At 39.4% G+C, this 20,640-nt stretch carries 16 protein-coding genes and 1 pseudogene; all 17 read right to left on the bottom strand.

Annotated elements, in window-relative coordinates:
* Positions 1 to 15 precede the first annotated feature (15 nt).
* A complete protein-coding gene (gene ilvB / locus G622_RS0108695; RefSeq protein ID WP_026510400.1) occupies positions 16 to 1,650 on the bottom strand; it encodes a biosynthetic-type acetolactate synthase large subunit in 1,635 nt (544 codons plus the stop codon).
* A gap of 43 nt (positions 1,651 to 1,693) precedes the next feature.
* Positions 1,694 to 4,282, bottom strand: a complete 2,589-nt coding sequence (locus G622_RS0108690; protein ID WP_026510399.1) for a homocysteine S-methyltransferase family protein — start codon at positions 4,280 to 4,282, stop codon at positions 1,694 to 1,696.
* A gap of 77 nt (positions 4,283 to 4,359) precedes the next feature.
* Positions 4,360 to 5,439 carry an acyltransferase family protein gene (locus G622_RS0108685; protein WP_026510398.1) on the bottom strand — a complete coding sequence of 360 codons (1,080 nt, stop codon included), beginning with the start codon at positions 5,437 to 5,439 and terminating at the stop codon, positions 4,360 to 4,362.
* 22 nt (positions 5,440 to 5,461) lie between these two features.
* A complete protein-coding gene (gene atpC / locus G622_RS0108680) occupies positions 5,462 to 5,887 on the bottom strand; it encodes an ATP synthase F1 subunit epsilon (RefSeq protein WP_242832984.1) in 426 nt (141 codons plus the stop codon).
* A gap of 99 nt (positions 5,888 to 5,986) precedes the next feature.
* Positions 5,987 to 7,390, bottom strand: coding sequence for a F0F1 ATP synthase subunit beta (atpD, locus tag G622_RS0108675; protein WP_026510396.1), 1,404 nt, complete (start codon positions 7,388 to 7,390; stop codon positions 5,987 to 5,989).
* A gap of 26 nt (positions 7,391 to 7,416) precedes the next feature.
* On the bottom strand, positions 7,417 to 8,352 hold the full coding sequence (gene atpG / locus G622_RS0108670) for an ATP synthase F1 subunit gamma (protein WP_026510395.1): 936 nt from the start codon (positions 8,350 to 8,352) through the stop codon (positions 7,417 to 7,419).
* Positions 8,353 to 8,363: 11 nt separating this feature from the next.
* Positions 8,364 to 10,163 (bottom strand): F0F1 ATP synthase subunit alpha, encoded by a 1,800-nt coding sequence (gene atpA, locus G622_RS22245; protein ID WP_049945757.1) that lies wholly within the window; start codon positions 10,161 to 10,163, stop codon positions 8,364 to 8,366.
* Positions 10,164 to 10,187: 24 nt separating this feature from the next.
* Positions 10,188 to 10,679, bottom strand: coding sequence for an ATP synthase F0 subunit B (locus G622_RS0108660; protein WP_155831438.1), 492 nt, complete (start codon positions 10,677 to 10,679; stop codon positions 10,188 to 10,190).
* A 22-nt stretch (positions 10,680 to 10,701) separates the two neighbouring features.
* A complete protein-coding gene (atpE, locus tag G622_RS0108655; RefSeq protein WP_026510393.1) occupies positions 10,702 to 10,917 on the bottom strand; it encodes an ATP synthase F0 subunit C in 216 nt (71 codons plus the stop codon).
* Positions 10,918 to 10,951: 34 nt separating this feature from the next.
* Entirely contained in the window at positions 10,952 to 11,641 is a 690-nt protein-coding gene (locus G622_RS0108650; RefSeq protein ID WP_026510392.1) for a F0F1 ATP synthase subunit A, read from the bottom strand.
* A 133-nt stretch (positions 11,642 to 11,774) separates the two neighbouring features.
* Positions 11,775 to 14,621 (bottom strand): InlB B-repeat-containing protein, encoded by a 2,847-nt coding sequence (locus G622_RS0108645; protein WP_026510391.1) that lies wholly within the window; start codon positions 14,619 to 14,621, stop codon positions 11,775 to 11,777.
* 22 nt (positions 14,622 to 14,643) lie between these two features.
* Positions 14,644 to 15,525 carry an HAD-IIA family hydrolase gene (locus tag G622_RS22240; protein WP_044957378.1) on the bottom strand — a complete coding sequence of 294 codons (882 nt, stop codon included), beginning with the start codon at positions 15,523 to 15,525 and terminating at the stop codon, positions 14,644 to 14,646.
* Between the two features lie 76 nt (positions 15,526 to 15,601).
* Positions 15,602 to 15,986: pseudogene (locus G622_RS27010) on the bottom strand (galactoside ABC transporter permease); the annotation flags it as partial.
* Positions 15,987 to 16,090: 104 nt separating this feature from the next.
* A complete protein-coding gene (locus tag G622_RS22235) occupies positions 16,091 to 16,294 on the bottom strand; it encodes a DUF6465 family protein (RefSeq protein WP_049945756.1) in 204 nt (67 codons plus the stop codon).
* An 82-nt stretch (positions 16,295 to 16,376) separates the two neighbouring features.
* Complete coding sequence (locus tag G622_RS0108625; RefSeq protein WP_026510389.1) at positions 16,377 to 17,054, bottom strand: UDP-N-acetylglucosamine pyrophosphorylase; 678 nt, start codon at positions 17,052 to 17,054, stop codon at positions 16,377 to 16,379.
* Positions 17,055 to 17,177: 123 nt separating this feature from the next.
* Positions 17,178 to 19,253 carry a DNA topoisomerase gene (locus G622_RS0108620; RefSeq protein ID WP_026510388.1) on the bottom strand — a complete coding sequence of 692 codons (2,076 nt, stop codon included), beginning with the start codon at positions 19,251 to 19,253 and terminating at the stop codon, positions 17,178 to 17,180.
* Entirely contained in the window at positions 19,246 to 20,625 is a 1,380-nt protein-coding gene (locus G622_RS0108615) for an ATP-binding protein (protein ID WP_026510387.1), read from the bottom strand. The genes G622_RS0108620 and G622_RS0108615 overlap by 8 nt, the downstream gene beginning before the upstream one ends.
* Between the last annotated feature and the right edge of the window lie 15 nt (positions 20,626 to 20,640).

Genomic DNA, 20,640 nt, shown 5'->3' with positions numbered 1-20,640 from the left:
TTTCTCCTCTAATCTTTATTTGGCCAGGTCCATAGGGTCTACTACAACTTCACACAAAATGCTTTCGTCTGATACCATAAGCTCATCAATCAGCTTTGTTGCCTCAGCTTTTGATGAAGCCCTGAGATATTTCATGTCATAGGCCTCTGCGATTTTATCAAGCTTTGGTGTGTTGTGAAGCTCAACCATATTATATCTGTCATTAAGGGCATAATGCTGATACTCTCTTACCATGCCAAGATAGCCGTTGCAGAAAACAATGATACCTACATTCATGCCATACTGTCTCATGGTTGAAAGTTCCATCATGGACATCTGAAATGCACCATCTCCCATAACAGCAACAACCTTTTTATTCGGAGCGGCATATTTTGCACCAAAGGCAGCAGGTATTGAATATCCCATTGTTCCCATTCCGCCTGAAGTTAAAAATCTTCCTTCCCTGACAAGATGCCATCTGCAGGACCATATCTGGTTCTGACCAACATCTGCCACATAGATTGCATCAGCGGGGAGCTTTCTCGAAAGCTCATGAAGAAAATCCATGGGATCCACGTACTTGGTGGTATCTATTAGAGGACGCTTTTCAAGCATCTCTCCCTTGTATTGATTAAGAGTTTTTATCCATTCCTTTCTTTCATGGATAAGATCCTCTTCATCCTCAAAATCATTGATTTTCTTAAAGATGTGTTTTATATCGCCAACCAGAGGAATTGTAGGTCCAACGTTTTTACCGATCTCTGCAGGATCTACATCTATATGTATGAGAACCTTATTCTCAGTTATAAGGTCAGGTCTGTTCACGGCTCTGTCCGCAACTCTCGCTCCCACCATCAGTAACAGATCAGACTCATTGAGTGCTCTGTTGGCACAGGGTCTTCCATTATTGCCAACCATACCAAAGTAGTAAGGATCCTCTGATGCCATTACACCTATTCCCATCATGGTTGATACGACAGGAATACAATTTTCCTTAACAAACTTTCTGATCTCATTAGTAGCTCCGGAAAGATGAACACCTCCTCCTACACAGATGATTGGTCTCTTTGCCTTTGCAACTTCCTTGACAACCTTTTTTATCTGTGCAGCATTTCCCTCAACAGTTGGCTTATAAGTTCTCATATTGACCTTTTCAGGATATGAAAACTTTGTAATAAGCTGCTGCTGAATATCAATCGGAATATCAATTAGTACGGGACCTTTTCTTCCAGTACTTGCGATATGAAAAGCCTCCTTGAATATTCTCGGAATGCTGTTCACATCCCTTATCAGATAACTGTATTTTACAAATGATTCAGCAGCTCCTGTAATGTCTGCCTCCTGAAATACATCACTTCCAATCAGCTCGCTGTTAACCTGCCCTGTAATGCATACCAGGGGTATACTGTCAGCATATGCAGTCGCTATTCCTGTAATAAGATTTGTAGCTCCGGGGCCGCTTGTTACAGCACAAACGCCCACTTTCCCACTTATTCTTGCGTAACCGCTTGCACAATGTGCCGCATTTTGCTCGGTTCTTATCAATATCTGTTTAATATTTGTCTCCCCCAGGGCATCATAAAAAGGTGCGATTGCCACACCGGAGTATCCATACACTACATCAACATTCTCTGCCTGCAAGCATTTAACAATAGCCTGAGCACCGTTCATTGATATTCCTCCATATATTAATATTCAAAATTCATTTTAAATCTTAAGCATTCTCAATAATTTTCTTTACAACTCTCACGCAATTGGCGGCATCTGATGAATAACCGTCTGCACCGATTTCCCATGCATAATCCTCTGTAACAACAGCACCACCAATAATTATTTTTGATGGGCAGGATTTTTCTTTTGCAAGCTTAACTACATTTTTCATTTCCTGCATAGTTGTCGTCATAAGTGCAGAAAGAGCAATTATTTTTGCATTGGATTCTATAGCTGTATCAACGATTTTTGCACTTGGAACATCCTTTCCAAGATCGATTACATTAAAGCCGTGATTCTTAAGCATAAGTGCCACAAGATTCTTGCCTATGTCATGAATGTCGCCATGAACCGTAGCAATAACAATGGTTTCCTTCTCTTTATCATTGTCGCCGCCTGCTTCTTTAAGTAGCGGCTCAAGCTTTGCAATGCTGAGTTTCATTGCTTCTGCACTGGCAATAAGCTGAGGAAGGAAATATTTTCCTTTATCAAAAAGTTCACCCACTTCATTGATTGCAGGCATGAGAACTTCATTTAAAATAAGCTTAGGCTCGCACCCTCCATCTACAGCTTCCAGAGTGTCTTTTTCAATATTTCGCTTATTACCCTTTAAGACATCATTCCTTACTTTTATATACAGATTCGCTGTAGCTTCATCTGCCCCAAAAGGATTTGCCGCATTCTCTTTAGCGGTATCTGATTTTTTATCAGCTTTCACATCTGCATTTGCCTGTGAAGCTGTTTCTGCAGTATCTTCACTTTTAGCAACAAGCTTTTGTCCCTTTGGAACGCAAGCCACCTGCACATTCATGCCATCATAGCGGTCCATTCTTTCGATATACCGAAGGTCGGCTTCTTCTTTATTTCGTAATAAATCTGACGCAAAAGCGCTGTTGACCAAAAGCTCCTGAGAAGGATTGCAAATTGCCATGGTAAGACCATTTGCGATAGCCATGGTTAAAAATGCAGTGTTAATGAAAGCTCTCTGAGGAAGTCCAAATGAAATATTTGAAAGTCCGCATATAGTCGCAAGCCCATTCTCCTTGCAATAACTAATAGTAGAAAGAGTCTCCAATGCAGCATTCTTATTGGCACCAATTGTTGCAACCAGTCCGTCAACAACAATATCCTCTTTCCTAAGTCCAAGCTCGTAAGCTTTCTCGCAAAGAGTGTCTATAAATTCGTGCTTCTCATCAAGGCTACCCGGTAACCCTTTAGGGCCAACAGGAAGCGCAATAAACATTGCACCATATTTCTTAGCCAGAGGAAGGAAACGCTCAGCCTTATCCTTCTCCAGGGATATAGAGTTCATCAAAGCTCGTCCCGGATATTTTCTAAGCGCCATTTCCATTGTGGCTTCATCACTTGTATCGATACAGAGCGGAAGTGAAGTCAAAGGAATAATCTCATCGAGAACATCACTCATCATCTGCTTTTCATCAATACCGCTCATTCCTACATTGACATCAAGAATTGCAGCGCCGTCCTCTTCCTGCTTGGATACAAAATCACAGACCATATCAAGCCTGCCTTCTCTAAGCTCAGCCTGAAGTTTTTTCTTTCCGGTGGGATTTATTCTCTCTCCAACAATCATGAATGGATCATCCAGTTTAAATGCCACATGCATTCTCTCACTGGTAAGGAAACGGATACCGTCCTGTTTTCTTGTAAAAGGCGTTCCATCGGGATATTCAAGGCTATCCTCTGTTACAGGATAATCCTTGTATTTTTCATGGATCCCTTTAATATACTCAGGCGATGTTCCGCAGCAACCTCCAATGATAGTTGCACCTGCCTTTATAAGCTTTTCCATCTCAGGAACAAATACACTGCACTCCATGTCATAGGCAGTTGATCCATCAGGTGTAACAACAGGTAGTCCTGCATTAGGCTTTGCTATGATCGGAATTGAAGTAACAGATGCCATATCAGCGATGATTTCCGCCATATTATCGGGACCCGTACCGCAATTGGCACCTACAGCAGCAGCTCCCAAAGACTCCATAACAATTGCCGCAGTTTTTGCATCCGTGCCAAAAAGTGTCCTTCCGTCTGCTTCAAAGGTAAGAGTAACCATTACTGCTATATCAGAAACTTCCTTTGCAGCAATCATTGCAGCCCTGCATTCCTGAAGGCTCATCATAGTTTCCACAACAAGAACATCACAGCCAGCCTTCACCAGAATTTTTATCTGTTCCTTATAGACATCTATGAGTTCTTCAAAATCAAGATCTCCCATTGGCTTAAGCTGTCTCCCGGTCATGGTAAGATCACCAGCTATCAGCGCCTTTGTACCTGCACTTTCCTTTGCTATGGCAACAAGCCTTGAGTTAATCTCTTCTATTCTGTCTTCCAGCCCAAAATTCTTAAGCTTTATTCTGTTACCGGTAAATGTAGGAGCATATAAGATATCACTTCCGGATTCTACATAACTCTTTTGAAGCTTCTTAATAATATCGGGATTATCCAGTATCCATTCCTCTGTACATGCACCTGCCGGTAATCCTTCTTTCATAAGGTTTGTGCCTGTTGCACCATCCAGAAACATCAATCCCTTGCTCTTAACTAATTCCCAAAAACTTTCTCTAGTCATACCTTAAACCTTCCAGCAATTATCAAATATAATTTATCAATAAATACATCATACTTTTAATATAAACAATATGCCAACTATTTTCTCAGATTCTTATCGTTTTTAATAGTGATAAATTTCACCTTATATATAAAAATCGAGATTAATATTGTAATGGTAATTACTATTACAGGTCTTAAATACATAAAAATTGCACTTCCATAGAGTTCAGCATTCACCCTGTCAATGCACCATCCCAAAAGAGAGATTACAAGAACATGATAAAAATAGATATTTGAAGATAACTCCCTTCCAACAAATGCAAGACTTCTGTGAACTATTGAAGCTTCCTTATCAGAATCCTTTTTATCAGTATTACTGCAAGCTGCTATTAAAAGTCCTGTGACAATAAGAAGCGATCCAAAGTACACCTCAACGGATCCCCATTTTTTAAATTCCATGAGTGTAGAAAAAATGCCGGTAATCGTAAGTACACTTCCTACGGTTAAAGGCTGCTTGAGCATTAAAGAAACATTATTGTTTTTTATATAATATCCAAGAAGTGTAAAAGGTATGCCTACAAAAAGCCAGTTTCTGATCGTATACCATACTGATACACTTATTCCAAAAGGTCTTATAGGATAATAAATCTGAAGGAATTCTCCGAAATATAAAAATCCCATCAATACTACACTTATTGGAAGTGCTCCTTTTTTCAAAAGCGGAGCAAAGATATAGCACAAACCGTAGACATATATAAGTGCAAATAAATACCACATATGATCAAATGCATATGTAAAGTCATATATAAATTTTCCGGAATTAAAAAGAATAAGTCTTGAAAACTCGAACAAGTTGAATTTCTCGTTAAACCACTCTAAAGCTCCGTACTTCACAGTCATGGCATATATAAATGAATAAACGGTATAAATAAGCCATACCTTAAACGTGATTGATACGGTTTTTTTTAGTTTTCTTAACAGATTACTTCTGATTGATCTTATATCAGAATCTTCATTTTTTACCAGGTAAACACCCGCGATAGCAAAAAACATCGGCACGCCGAAACGTGCCAATGCTTCACACAAGTCCCCAAAAACAGAGGGAAATTTACAATGTATAAGAATAATCAGTATACAGGCTATAGCTTTTAACTTATCAAAGGTTTGATTTCTCATCTGTTTTCCTTAAAAGTTATTTTTAATCTATTCCATAATCAGCAGAATGCTTTAATCTGCTTAAGGCTCTGGCCATAGCTGCCTGAGCTGTATAATATTCCTTAATTGAATTATTCTGGCGCATTTCTTCTTCAGCTCTCTCCAGCGCCCTTTGAGCTCTGTTACGGTCAATATCTTCCGGTCTCTCAACAGTATCAACAAGGACTATAACCCTGTTATTAGCAATCTGAGCAGAGCCAATACCAACTATTGCCTCTATTTTATCGCCTATCTCATCTCTGATGATCATTTTACCGTTATATATAGCAAGGACCATCTCCTCATGATCAGCAAGAATGGCAAACTCACCATCAACGCAGGGTAAAATTATCTCTGATGCTCTATTGTCATAAAAGATACCGTTTATAGACATTACCTGTAAACGAAAAGTTTTCCTATCACCCTTCAATTCAATACTCCTCTATAAACGTCAGTTTATATCAAACTTATTCCGGTAGGATGCGAATACCATAAGCGCCCTAAAGATGTGCGCTTCGGTAACCATTTCTTACTCAGCATCACCTTCAAGCTTCTTTGCTTTCTGAATAACATCATCAATAGTACCGACGTTAAAGAAAGCGGCTTCAGGATAATTATCCATCTGTCCTTCGATAATCATTTTGAATCCTTTTATTGTTTCATTTAAAGGAACGTATACTCCCTTAACGCCTGTGAAATTCTCAGCAACATGGAAAGGCTGTGAAAGGAATCTCTGTATTTTACGGGCACGATAAACTGTAAGCTTATCCTCTTCTCCAAGTTCATCCATACCAAGAATCGCAATGATATCCTGCAGCTCCTTATACTTCTGCAACATCTCCTGAACCTTGGTAGCTACATAATAGTGCTCTTCACCTACAACATCAGCCTCAAGGATTCGGCTTGATGATTCAAGGGGATCAACTGCAGGGTAAATACCCTGTTCAACAATCTTTCTTGAAAGAACGGTGGTTGCATCCAGATGCGCGAATGTAGTTGCAGGCGCAGGGTCAGTCAAATCATCTGCAGGTACATATACAGCCTGAACTGAAGTTACTGAACCTGTCTTGGTTGATGCAATTCTCTCCTGAAGCTGACCAAGATCAGTTGCCAGTGTCGGCTGATAACCTACGGCTGACGGCATACGTCCAAGAAGTGATGAAACCTCAGAACCTGCCTGGACAAATCTGAAAATATTATCAATAAACAAAAGCACATCCTGACGCTCTCTGTCACGGAAATACTCTGCCATTGTAAGTCCGGTCTCAGCAACTCTCATACGTGCTCCCGGAGGCTCATTCATCTGTCCGAACACAAGTGCAGTTTTCTCAATAACACCGGACTCTTTCATTTCTGTCCAAAGATCATTACCTTCTCTGGAACGCTCTCCTACACCTGTAAAAATAGAATATCCGCCATGCTCTGTAGCAATATTCTGAATAAGCTCCTGAATAAGTACAGTCTTTCCAACACCTGCACCGCCAAAAAGACCAATCTTACCGCCCTTTGCATAGGGAGCAAGAAGATCGATAACCTTTATTCCGGTCTCAAGTATTTCAGCAACAGGGCTCATATCCTCAAGCTTGGGAGGTTCTCTATGGATTGACCAGTGCTTCTCACCTTCAAGACTTTGCCCACCATCAATGGTATCGCCAAGTACATTGAACAGTCTTCCCAGATTTTTCCTTCCAACAGGCACACTAATAGGTCCGCCGGTCTGATACACAGGCATATCCTTGGCAAGGCCTTCGCTTGCAGTAAGCATAATGCATCTGACAACATTGTCGCCAATATGCTGAGCGACTTCCATTACGCCTTTCTTTTCGCCTATCTTTACTTTTAAGGAATCACTTATGTATGGCAGATTGCCGTTTTCAAATAAGACATCCACTACAGGTCCCATAACCTGTAAGATTTTACCTTCATTACTCACTTATCTGTCCTCTTATCATCAATTGATTACTTACCCGCCTGTTTCTTTTGTTTTGCAGCCTTGGCGCGTCTAAGTGCTTTTGCTCCACTTGCTACTTCAGTTATCTCCTGAGTTATTGCAGCCTGCCTCTGCCTGTTAAACTGCTTGGTAAGCTCACCTATCATGGAAGTAGCATTTTTATTAGCATTGTCCATGGCCATCATTCTCGAATTTTGTTCAGAACAAAAAGTTTCAACTAATGCACCGTAAATAAATCCGTTTATAAAATTCGGAACGATGTTATCCAAAATCGCTTTAGGACTCGGTTCAAAAATGAACTCCTCATTATAAGTATCTATAACACGATATCTGTTTCTGGCATTCTCAATAATATCGAGAGGAAGAATCTTCTCCATCTTAACTTCACTGGTAAGAGAATTCTTCATAGAAGTATAGACTACATATACCTCATCAATTTTGCCGTTTGTATAGTCATCAAGAATAATGGTTGCAATGTCTCTGGATCTGTCCAGATTAGGATTCTGAGCAGTATATCTGAAATTCTCTTCAATTTTCAGTCCAAGACTTGTAAAATAATGCCTTCCGAATTCTCCAACGACATATAACTTATAATTCTGTAGATTATTATTATTTCTGATATGTTCCTCAGCAGTTTTTACAACATTGTGGTTAAATGCACCTGCCAGACCTTTATCTGAAGTGAGTACCAGATACCCTTTAGCTCTTGCATTAAAAGGTATATCATCAGTAGTTTTCAGGAAAATATCATCTACATCATCGGGAATATGTCTCGATACTCTGGCTATCATAGCCTGCAATGCATAGAAATAAGGCTCCGTATCAATCAGCTGCTTTTTAGCTTTTCGAAGCTTATTTGATGAGATCATATACATCGCATTTGTAATTTTCATCGTGTCGCGAATACTATTAATTCTGTCGCGAATCTCTTTTATATTTGCCACTGAAAATCACCTTAATCCAAAGTCAGTTTCTTTCTCTTTTTCTTTAGTTCTTCTTTGAGTTTGTCATTATTAAGCTTCTCAAATTCATCAGCTGCGTCAAGGATTGCCTTCCTGGTACTATCAGAAAGATCCTGAGATTTAGTCAGATCCTCGATTATATCTTTTTTATTCTCTGCAAAATAATTAAGAAGCTTATCCTTATACTCTTTAACCTGTTTTACAGGTACATAATCAAGCTTGTTTCCGTTAGCACAGACAAGAAGTATTACCTGCTCATACATAGCATAGGGCCTTCCAAGAGGCTGCTTAAGCAGTTCCATAAGTACACTTCCATGCCGAAGCTGATTCTTTGTAGTTTCATCAAGATCTGAAGCAAATTGTGTGAACACAGCCATCTCTCTATACTGTGCAAGATCGATACGTATACTTCCTGCAGCTTTTTTCATTGCTTTAGTCTGCGCAGCGCTACCAACACGGGATACGGAAAGTCCTACATTTACTGCAGGTCTCATACCCTCAAAGAACAGATCAGACTCAAGGAAAATCTGTCCATCCGTAATTGATATAACATTTGTCGGGATGTACGCAGAAACATCACCTGCCTGGGTCTCGATAATAGGAAGCGCTGTTATTGAGCCACCTCCTAAATCACTTGAAAGCTTACTTGATCTTTCAAGAAGTCTTGAATGCAGATAGAAAACATCTCCGGGATATGCCTCACGTCCGGGAGATCTTTCAAGAAGTAGTGACAGTGCTCTGTATGCTACTGCATGCTTTGACAAATCATCATAAATGATAAGTACATCCTTACCCATCAACATGAAATACTCAGCCATTGCAGTTCCTGCGTATGGCGCAATATATTGAAGAGGTGCACTGTCTGAAGCCGTGGAAGCAACAATTATTGAATACTCCATTGCCCCTGCTTCCTTAAGTGTATTAATGAGCTTGGCAATTGTACTTGCCTTCTGACCGATGGCTACATAGATACAGATAACATCTTTGCCCTTTTGATTAAGAATCGCATCCATAGCAATAGATGTTTTGCCGGTCTGTCTGTCACCAATGATAAGTTCACGCTGTCCACGACCAATCGGGAACATCGTATCTATAGACAATATGCCTGTCTCCATGGGTTCATTTACAGAGCGTCTCTCAACGATTCCGGGAGCAGGTTCTTCAACAGGTCTGTAAACATCTGTCTTTATTTCTTCTCTGCCATCTACAGGATTACCGAGTGCATCTACAACTCTTCCTATAAATGCTTCACCTACAGGGATTCCTGCCTGTTTATAGGTTCTTACACAGCGACTTCCCTGACGGATTCCTTCATCACTGCCAAACAGGATAATACCAATATGGTCTTCTCTGATATCCTGCACCATGCCCTTGGTTCCATCTTCAAATCGAACAATCTCACCATAAAATGCATGGTCAATACCAACTACATTGGCAATACCATCTCCGACCCAGATTGTCCTTCCAACTTCTTTACCTTCAGCCTTAAGGTCAAAATTATTCACCCTGTCTCTGATAATAGATACAAGGTTCTCGGCACTGGTATTTTTTCTCTTCTTTGTTAACTCAATGAGCTCTTTAAGCTGTCTGGTACGACCTTCATCACTCCAATCGTACTCAAAATTACCATAGTTAACAATAAATCCGCCACTTACCTTCGGATCATGGATAATCTCAAGCTCAAGGCCCGGATTGTTAAACTTCTTTGCAAGAGCTTCCTTAATCTGCGCAGCCTGCCCTTCTGAAGGAGCAACTGATGAGTAACGAAGTCTTGCCTTATTCTCGTTTATCATAAATATCCAATCCTTTGATATAATTTATTCGCTCTTCTCAATAGCCTCGAAGATGAACTTATTATAAAGTTCTTTATCAGACTCTTCGTCATGCTTGGAAACGGCAATCTTGTTTGCTGCATGCACAACAAGATCGGTAAGCTCAGAAACATAAGCATCCTTCTCACGCTGAGCTTCAATCTGAGCGTTATGCTTAGCTTCTGTTATAATCTGTTCAGCTTTCTGCTTTGCATCAGTTACAATGCGATCATATTCGTCATATCCATCCTTTTTGGACTGAGCTATAAGATCTTCACATTCTTTTCCTGCATCATTAAGCTTTTGAACATAACTTTCCTTTAATGATTCAGCTTCCTTCTCCTTGCGGTGAGCCTCATCAGTCGCATGATCGATCTCTTCTCTTCTTAACTGAAGAATCGCATCAACTCTTTTAAATAAAAATAATCTGAATACCACATACAGAATCAATAAGTTGATCACTGTCCATACGACATTCATAAATGTGACACTTAACACGGTACTTCTCCTCCCAAAAATATCACGTAAACAGAATCATGATTGCTACAACGAAACCGTAAATAGCTGTTGCCTCTGCCAAAGCGCAACCAAGAAGCAGGAGCTTCATAATCTTACCATCAGCCTCAGGCTGACGCGCAACCGCATCAACTGCCTTAGCTGTAGCAACACCAATTCCGATACCTGCTCCAAGTCCTGTGAAAGCTGCAATTCCTGCACCAAGTGCTGTTAAACTCATAAAAAAACCTCCGTTTCATGTTATTATTTTCAATTTATTCAATCGCCTCTTTTATATAGAGGGATGTAAGAAACACAAATACATATGCCTGAATAAGGCCGTCAAAAATATCAAAATATAAGCTGAATGCAGCGGGTACAACAACCGGAACTACCATTTTAAGAAGCTCCATAATTACTGTAGCGCCTATAACATTACCAAAAAGTCGCATACAAAGAGATAACGGTCTGATGGCAAGCTCCAATATATTCATAGGTGTTACTATAGCCATGGGCTGTGAAAAGCCTTTAAGCCACTTGCCAAAGCCCTTCTGTATTATACCGGCTGCTTCTACCAGTACAATACTGGTAATTGCGAGTCCTGCCGTGACATTTAAATCCATAGTCGCAGGAGTAAGACCGAACAGTCCAACCAGATTCGATGCTCCTATAAATACAAGAACTACTGCCATAAAGTCTCTGTACATATAGCCCTCTTCACCAAGCATTCCTCCGGTGATGCCTCGAAGTCCGTCAACAATCGTCTCCGCTATAAGCTGCCTTGTTCCTATATCATGAACCTTCATATTGCTGGTCAAAAACAATATGACCACTGCCAGAACAGCTATAACCCCCCAGGTTACTACAACCGACTTATTAATATCAAAAAAGCCGTTCATAAAGTCAAAGTGTATAAGCACCTTATCCTCTAATAACAGCTCTTTTAACAATCCTCCAATGTCCATAATCAATACCGTCCCAAAAATCTTAATTTATTAAACAGTTTTATTATACTTCCGGCAAGGAATTTTCACAATGAGAAAATCCCCTGCCAAAAAATATAATCTCATATAAAAAATTCACTTAAAGCAAGACCTGTTAAGCTTTTTTAAATTTAAACTCTGCTTTAGAAGCTCCCGCTTTTTTAAACATTTTTCTTGCTTTGTTAAAAGTTTTTTTATCTTTACATATGATGGTGAATTTTGCATTAGCTTTTATGCCTTTAAAACTGTTTTTAGCTACTGTTCTTAGATTGTCTGCATAAACTGTTATCTTAGACAGATTTTTACATCCGGAAAAAGATGCCTTTCCAATCTTTGCTATGTTTCTTCCTAGTTTTACAGACTTAAGCTTTTTGCAGTTTTTGTAAGCTTTACTGCCTATCTCTGTTATCCTGAAATTGCTTTTTCCAAATAAAAGTTCATCACCAATAATCAGATTCTTAACTTTCTTGTTAGTACACTGGAAAACAATAGCATTGTTCTCTGAAGAGATAAACATACTCTCATTTTTCTCGAAAACAAGTCTGTCCTTTGGAAGCTCCTCAACAGCTTCCATTATCTGATCAGATGAAATCACTTTATCTGCTACAACAGACTCTGTTGTTACACTTTCCCGGCTATTAGACGCGTCACCATCTGTATCTTGTCTATCAGCATTTATAGTCTGTCCATTCTCGGTGACTACTGAATTATCCGGAATTCTGTGTTCATCATTTTCTGTAATGTCAGAATTCTCAGTATTAGAGCCAGACCCTCCACCAATATCATTTATTCCGGTATCTTCGTTATTTTCCGGTATATCTACTTCCTCTGACTCATCATTAATATTTCCTGACTCATTCTCTGATGGCATCGGATTTTTTTCTGGTATCTCAGGATTTCCGGGTTGTTCAGGATTCTTTGTTGGTATCGGCTCCCCGGATGGTTTCGGATTCTCTGAAGGCACAGTGGTTTCTGTATTACCCGGATTTTCCGAGGGATTAGGATTCTCTGTGTGTTCAGGATTTTCTTCCGTTGGATCAGGCTTTTCTGGCGGATCCTGATTCACCGCAGGTTCAGGGTCTTCTTCCGTTGGATCAGGCTTTTCTGTCGGATCCGGATTAACCACTGGTTCAGGGTCTTCTGAAGGATCTGGGTTCTCTGGCGGATCCGGATTAACCACTGGTTCAGGGTCTTCTGAAGGATCTGGGTTCTCTGGCGGATCCGCGTTTTCAATTGGCTCCGGATCTTCTTCAGGCGCTTTAGTTTTTTCGTTCCAGTGTGCATAGAGGATCACATCATCATCATAAAAAATATAAGTGTCTTCAGTTATCTCCTGTCCTTCAGTCTGATCAGTAAACCATCCTGCAAATTCATATCCTTCTCTGACTACATCATTTGGCAAAACACCGTACTTATCACCGGTATTTCTTGTTATTGCTCCCACCTCTCCTGTTCCGCCATTTAGATCAAAGCTGACATTACATTCTCTAACAGGATTATCTATGATGCATTCCGCATATATACCGCCTTCCATAGATGCAGTGATTTTTGCTTTTCCAAATCCCACAACTTTATAGCTGCAGCCTTCCTCACCAAGGTCTTCTATCGATACTATTTGATTATCAGAGCTGGACCAGGATACATTTTTATCATTTGCATCAGAAGGTATGATTTTATAACCGATTTTGCCTGACTGACCGTATTTTGCACTTATAGATGTATCTGAAAGCTCAATACCAGTCACAGGAATAACCTCCGGCTGCATGCTTTCTTTCAGGATTTTCTTTACATTTGCAAAGGAATACTGCGTCCCCGTTGCCTTGGGCATATCCGCAAAGGTAACCCTTCTTATCCTCATTGTATCGGCTTTTATCGTTTTATTATCAACCACGTATTGCTTTTTATAATTTCTAAATTCGTCAGTGGTCAGGTTGTAGTATAAATGGTGTATTTCAAACAGAAGTGTTTCAGAATAATTTGCTTTTATAGTCGGATCATTCCAGGTCAGATCAACCTCATACCATTCTCCATCGATGCAAACGATATTCCAGGCATGATTTCCCTGATTACCTGATTTAGTGTAACCGGCTATTATCATTGTATCGATATTTAGTTTTTTCAAAAGATATGACAGAGCTCCTGCGTATCCGTCGCAAACAGATGTCTTGTTTATAAGGCTCCCATATGCTGTATGAGACAAATGGTAAGTGGTATTGTCTACTTCACTTGAATAATCATACTCGATTTCATCTATAAGCTTATCATGTACAGCGAGTTCCTTCAGCACATCGCTTTTAGCATTTTGTATCTCGGGATCTGACAAAAATACGTCACATGCCTGCTCGAATTCTTTTTCCATCATATTGAATCTGGCCTGGTTATATCCCTTAACCATAGACTTTAACGCTATATAAAAATCGTATCCGGTTCTTCCGCTTTTTTCATTTTTATTTTCCAGATAAAAAACATTTACACTGCATAAAGTAAGCTGAACAAGCTCAGGATGATCAAATCGCACGGCTCTGGTTACAACCAGAAACTGACTATTGTTAAAGGGCATAGATGGTGAGTCCATATCCTCAGCAAACAAATGAAAGTAAGGCAATGAAAAGCCCGGCACAGCTTCAAAGTCATAAACATGCGTACTGGCCTGAAGTATTGCCCTATACATACTCTGTTCCATATCGCTCAGATATCTATAATGAGGTCCTGTTGAAAGCTCCGGAGTAACAGCAAACAAGCCGTAAGGAGGTTCAGCATCTGCCTCAGGGAGTTCTGCTTTAATAAGCTCAGGAAAAGGAACATCCGGCATATCATCTGTCGGATAACGGATATCAAGCGTACTGTTTGTGGCAGCTTTTACCGGAACTCCTGCATAAACACCGGTATAAGTAAAAAAAATTGATACAGCAAAAATAGCTGGCATCAATTTTTTTAATAATCCCCTCACATATTTAATCATGTAATTTCCCCTTCACAAGTATTTAACGTACCAGTTTCATTATACTTGTGAGGCCCCCTATATCGTCAAGAGTATAATCCGGTTTAGTTTCCATTTCCGAAATCATCTGTTCATCAGCTTCACCGGTAAGAACACATACAGAAACAGCTCCGGAATTCTGCGCTACAGCAATGTCAGTATATAATCTGTCACCGACACAGCATATCTTTTCATTAGCTACTCCTGTCATTCTCGAAATAATATCAACCATGTTTCTATTAGGTTTACCAATGTACACAGGTTCTTTTCCTGAAGAAGCAGTAAGTAGAGCGCATATGCTTCCACAGTCAGGCAAAACCTCACCCTTTGGCATAGGGCATACCCAATCCGGATTAGCAGCGATAAATGCAGCATCTCTCCTTAAAAAATGAACAGCAAGATCTAAGTCACGATACACAAGTTCAGTATCAAAACCTACACAAACTACCGGTATATTATTTTCTTCATCAAGCTTTTCACGGAGCTCTTCAAAATCAGTTCCGTCATAGTCTGAAGTATTAAATGCTTTCAGACCGGCTGATTTTATCTCATTATAAAAAGTTCTGGTCCCGACAACATAAATATATCTGTCCTTATAATATTGATTGAGATACTCAGCAGTTGCCATTCCGGAAGTATATACATGCTCCGTATCGCACGGGAAACCAAGTCCCCTTAACCTGTCTACGTAATCAGTACCAGCTCTTGAAGAATTATTTGTCAGATAGATATATCGTTTTCCATTTTCTTCAAGAAAGTTAATAAATTCTAATGCACAGGGAAAAACATTATCCCCAAGATAGAGAGTTCCATCCATATCAAGTAGGAACAATTCACAGTTTTGCAGTTTATTATAGTTCTGTTCGAGTGATAATTCTTTTTTCATTTTCCATCCCTAAAATATTTTTTTATTTTACTCCCCCAAATCAATCGAAATTAAAAATACAAGTCTTTATATTATATCATCGCTGCTTATGTTTAAAACCATCAATCATTACTGCCAAGATGATAATAAGCCCCAGGAATATGAACTGCAGGTTGGTATCAACACCAAGAACCGTCAGCGCATATGACAGTGATGTAAAAATAAGAACTCCCACAACGATGCCACGTATTTTTCCAACACCACCGCTAAATGATATACCACCGACAACACATGCTGCAATCGCTTCTGCTTCCCAGAGCTGTTTTGTTCCATATCATAGACATCACAGCAACTGCTCCGACTGCCCATAGAATGATTGTAGGAAAACCTCCGACCACCGGGATTATTGCATCAGGAATCGCAATTTCTATGCCGCCAAAGGACACCCCCTTAGTTGCAAATGCCATAAAACCATACATAATGCGTCCATCTCCAGTTCACCGGTCACACTGTTTGCCGGCTGGGTATTTTCTAGAAAAAAAGACCTCAGGATAATAATCCTAAGGTCTTAAAAGTACAAAAAACATTAAAGATCGATGCTTCCGGTCATCTTGTTGTTTACAACATAGTAAGCCTTGTTCTCTTCAGGCTTAACGTAAAGCTCAAGATTCTTAGCACCCTTAACTCCATAATCAGCTTCATATGCTGCCTTAGCTCTTTCTACAAGGTCTTCTTGAGAAATTGACTTGTCACCATACTGAAGCTCAATCTTAGTCTTGATAGCTGCCATAATATTCCCTCCTCGTATAAAAAATTTATAAACTTTTTAGATTATAATACCTATATACAGGGCAAGTCAATTAAAGTGGGTATTAATCGTCTATTTTCTCAACTATATTTTCACTATCTTTATAAATATGTCTCGCAGGAACGCATCCTCTTACTGATGACAGAGGATAAATATTACTTTTTCTTCCTACCACTGTTCCGGGATTAAGAATACTGCCACAGCCCACTTCAACGTTATCTCCAAGCATGGCGCCTACCTTTTTAAGTCCGGTCTCTATCTGATCATCCTGGCCATTCTTTATAACTACAAGCTTTTTATCTGATTTTACATTTGAAGTAATTGATCCAGCTCCCATATGAGCTTTATATCCAAGTATAGAATCACCGACATAATTATAATGAGGAACCTGAACTTTATTGAAAAGAATAACATTCTTAAGTTCAGTAGAATTACCTACAACAGCTCCTTTTCCAACAATTGCATTCCCTCTGATAAAGGCACCCGGTCTAATTTCAGCCTCCTCATCAATTATGCAGGGACCTGCAATATAAACATTATCTGAAAGAAACTTAGCGCTTTTAGCTACCCAGATATTCTCTCCTCTTTTTTCAAATTTCTCAAGAGATAATGTATTCCCCAGTTCTACTATAAAATCCTTGATTTTCGGAAGGACTTCCCAGGGATAGGTAACTCCCTTGAAGATGTCTGCCGCAATTGTTTCGTTCAAGTCATACATATTCTCAATCTTATAGCTTTCCATAATGTCCCCTTTCTAAACTACGTAAATTCAATAAGGCTATTATTCTGATTACTTATGAGTGAGACAACTCACTATCGTATCAAATATACACACTCATAAATCAAATACTGCAACTGTATTATCTTACTTCGCCTTTTTGGACCTTGGCTTCCTGGTCTTGGCAGGCGCCTTTTTATAGTACTGCGATGATTGCATGAAAAATCTTTGCATATGAGATCTCATATCATTCTCTTTGACGTAATTGGTTCGTCTTGCAATAAAGTCAGAGAGTTTTTTCATATATTCATCTTCAGAAATCTCGCCCTGCTCAACCTGAGTAAGTCCCTTTTCCCAGCTGGCTGTGAGTGAAGGATTTAGCATAGGCTTCATAGAAACAAATACCGTATCATATATCATTTCACCCATTTGAGTAGGAGTAATTATCTGAGTCTTTTTATTAAGGTCAAGGTAGCCGTTTTTAACAAGCTTATCAAGAATACCGGCTCTTGTAGCACTGGTTCCGATTCCAGAACCCTTAATCTGAGAACGAAGCTCCTCATCCTCAATAAACTGTCCGGCATTTTCCATTGTAAGAATCAATGTTCCGGAATTATACCTTTTGGGAGGCGTTGTTTCTCCCTCCTTAATCGCAGCATTTGTAAGTTCTATCTCATCACCTTTTTTAAGCTTTGACAGGACTTCAAATAAACCTTCATCTGCGGCAGCATCATCCAGATCATTATCATTTTTGTTTTCCTCAGCATCCTTCTCATCCTTTTTCTTAAAAAAGGAATAATCCATAACATGAAGATAGCCCTTGGAGCTTAGCAGCTTAAAGCCTGCAAAGAAGCCTTCGGTAAATTCAGGATTAACAGTAGGAACCGTAATCTCCAATTTTATTTTTGAGTATTGTGCAGGAGGATAAAAAACTGCAAGAAATCGTCTTACTATTATCTCATACACCTTGGCAGATGTAGCACTTAGAGAGCTCAATGCGGAAAGTCCCTGTCCTGTAGGAATGATCGCATAGTGATCTGTTATTGCTTTATCATTAACATATCTGGTCTTTGCAATATTTTTATAGGATTCATGCTGCATTATTGCTTTGGCATAAATGCCTGCAGACTCATACGACATCAGACCTTTAATATTCTTATCAATCTCTTTTGCTATGGCACTACTCAGCACTCTGGCATCGGTTCTGGGATATGTAGTAAGCTTCTTTTCATACAATTCCTGAGCGATAGCCAGTGTCTGGTTAGGATCGATTTTAAAAAACTTAGAGCAATCATTCTGAAGTTCTGCCAGATTATATAAAAGTGGCGGATTTTTAGTTTCCTTTTTCTTCTCAAGAAGAGCTATGTTTCCTTTAACAGGAAGCTGTCCAAAGGATTCTATAAGTGACTTTGCAGACTTTTCTTCTTTAAAACCCTTTTCACTATAAAGCTCAAATGATCCTTTATATCTGCTTTTATCAGTAACTCTCCACTCCGCAGAAATAGTTTTTTCACCGAGAGAAAAATCACCCATAACACGGTAAAACGGTGTCTTTACAAAGTTTCGGATTTCTCTTTCCCTGTCAACGACTATTCCAAGTACGCAGGTCATCACACGACCAACTGCAACCACACATCTGTCTATTCCAAGAAATGTTTTAATAGAATAACCATATCTAAGCGTTAAAGCTCTTGAGAAGTTAATACCCATCAGATAGTCTTCTTTAGCCCTTAGATATGCGGCAGCACCTATGTTATCATATTCGCTGTCATCTTTTGCTTCACGAATACCTCTCAGAATCTCTTCCTCTGTCTGAGAATCTATCCATACTCTTTTCTTCAGCTTACCTGAGACATTTGCTTCCTGATCAACCAGTCTGTAAATATACTCACCCTCGCGTCCCGAGTCGGTACATATATATATGGTATCCACGTCCTGCCTGGTCAGTAGTCCCTTGACAATATTAAACTGCTTGGCATTCTGTGGAATAATTTCGTACTTAAATTTAGACGGAATAAATGGAATTGTGTCCAATGACCATTTGGCCATTTTCTCATCATACACCTCAGGATAACTCATCGTCACCAAGTGCCCATAACACCAGGTAACGATGGCCTCTTCGGATTCCATATATCCGTCTTTATTAGAAAACTTATATTTTAATGCAGCGCCGAAAGCCTTGGCAACGCTAGGCTTTTCGGCAATAAAAACGCTTTTAGGCATTCATCATTTCTTCCAATCCAACAAGTTTTATGGACTCTTCTTTCTCTGCGAGCTTGATGAGACCTTCATCAAAACCTTCTGCAGAAAACAGGTAATAATAATCCGGATTAAGTCTTGCTCTCTTGCAGCAACTTCTGACCGAATCAATTGTATTTACATCCATCTTGGATTCCCAGTTACATACTCCAACAAGAGTATCACCGGATTCGCTCTGTGCAACGACATCAAGTGAATCAATTTTACCAACCCACTCGCCTTCCTCATCAATCTTGAAAGGAAGTCTGTCATATTCTGAGAGCTTATCAATATACTCTCTGCAAACAATCTTATAAGCATCCTTTACAAAAGCACCAAGGTCATTCTCTATATAAGAATCGTAATACTCCTCAGCATTCATTCTTACTATCTGAGTAACATTAGCATAGAAAAATCTGTAAAAGAAGTGTGCAAGTGGATCACATATTCTGTAAACACCCTTCTGTACATTTTCATGCCCTGTCGTAGCAAAGGAATAAACTTTTTCTACCATTCCAAGCTCAATAAGGCTCTTTAAGTAAACCATTATCTTAGCCCTTGAGAAGCCTGTGGCATGATGTATATCATTTAATTTATTCTTACCATTTGCAAGTCCATATAGGATTGTATTATAAACTGCAGTTTCACGCAAATTTTCTTCGAGGACCTTGAAAGTCTCGCGAAGAAGCACACTGTTCTCAGCATCAAGGAACTTCTCGATAACATTTTGCCTGAAAGTCTTATTAGGATCAAAGTAAGACCATAATCTTGCATTACCACCAAAAATAGAATAAGCAGAGATTACATCCTTATCACTCATATTTTCAAATTTTTTTCTCATTTCCTGGAATGAATAGGGCTTTATCTTTAAAAATCCGGAAATATATGTTGCCTGAGCGCCAATCTTTCCAACCATATTATTCTCAATCCATGCCGCATTTGATCCCATAAGAATAAGGACAATCTGTGGGTGGGAATCATCGAATATAATAGGACTTATCTCCTCTAAGAATGAAGGAGATGCCTTTATTATATCCTCGAAATTCTCCATTAAGACACACATGGAATCTCCATGTTCAACAGAAATCTTAGCTATACCTTCAAAGATCTCACGATAGGTTGGATACTCCGGAAGCTCCAATCCTCTTGTTCTGAGCCTTTGTCCAATCAGATATCTCTGTAGTCTCTCAGAAGCAGCAACCGCACAATAATACATACGATCCTTGTCTTTAGCAAAAGTGGCTATGACCGATGTGCTCCCCGTGCGTAAATGGCCATAAACAATGACAATCTGATTATTACCGGTTTCGTAATAGCTGTTTAATTCTTCCAATTCCTGTAACTTAGTTTTTTCCATGTGTTTTTCCTCACC

Source organism: Butyrivibrio sp. LC3010 (assembly GCF_000424385.1).
Taxonomy (GTDB): Bacteria; Bacillota; Clostridia; order Lachnospirales; family Lachnospiraceae; genus Butyrivibrio.
This window is presented reverse-complemented; position numbering and strand designations above follow the sequence as displayed.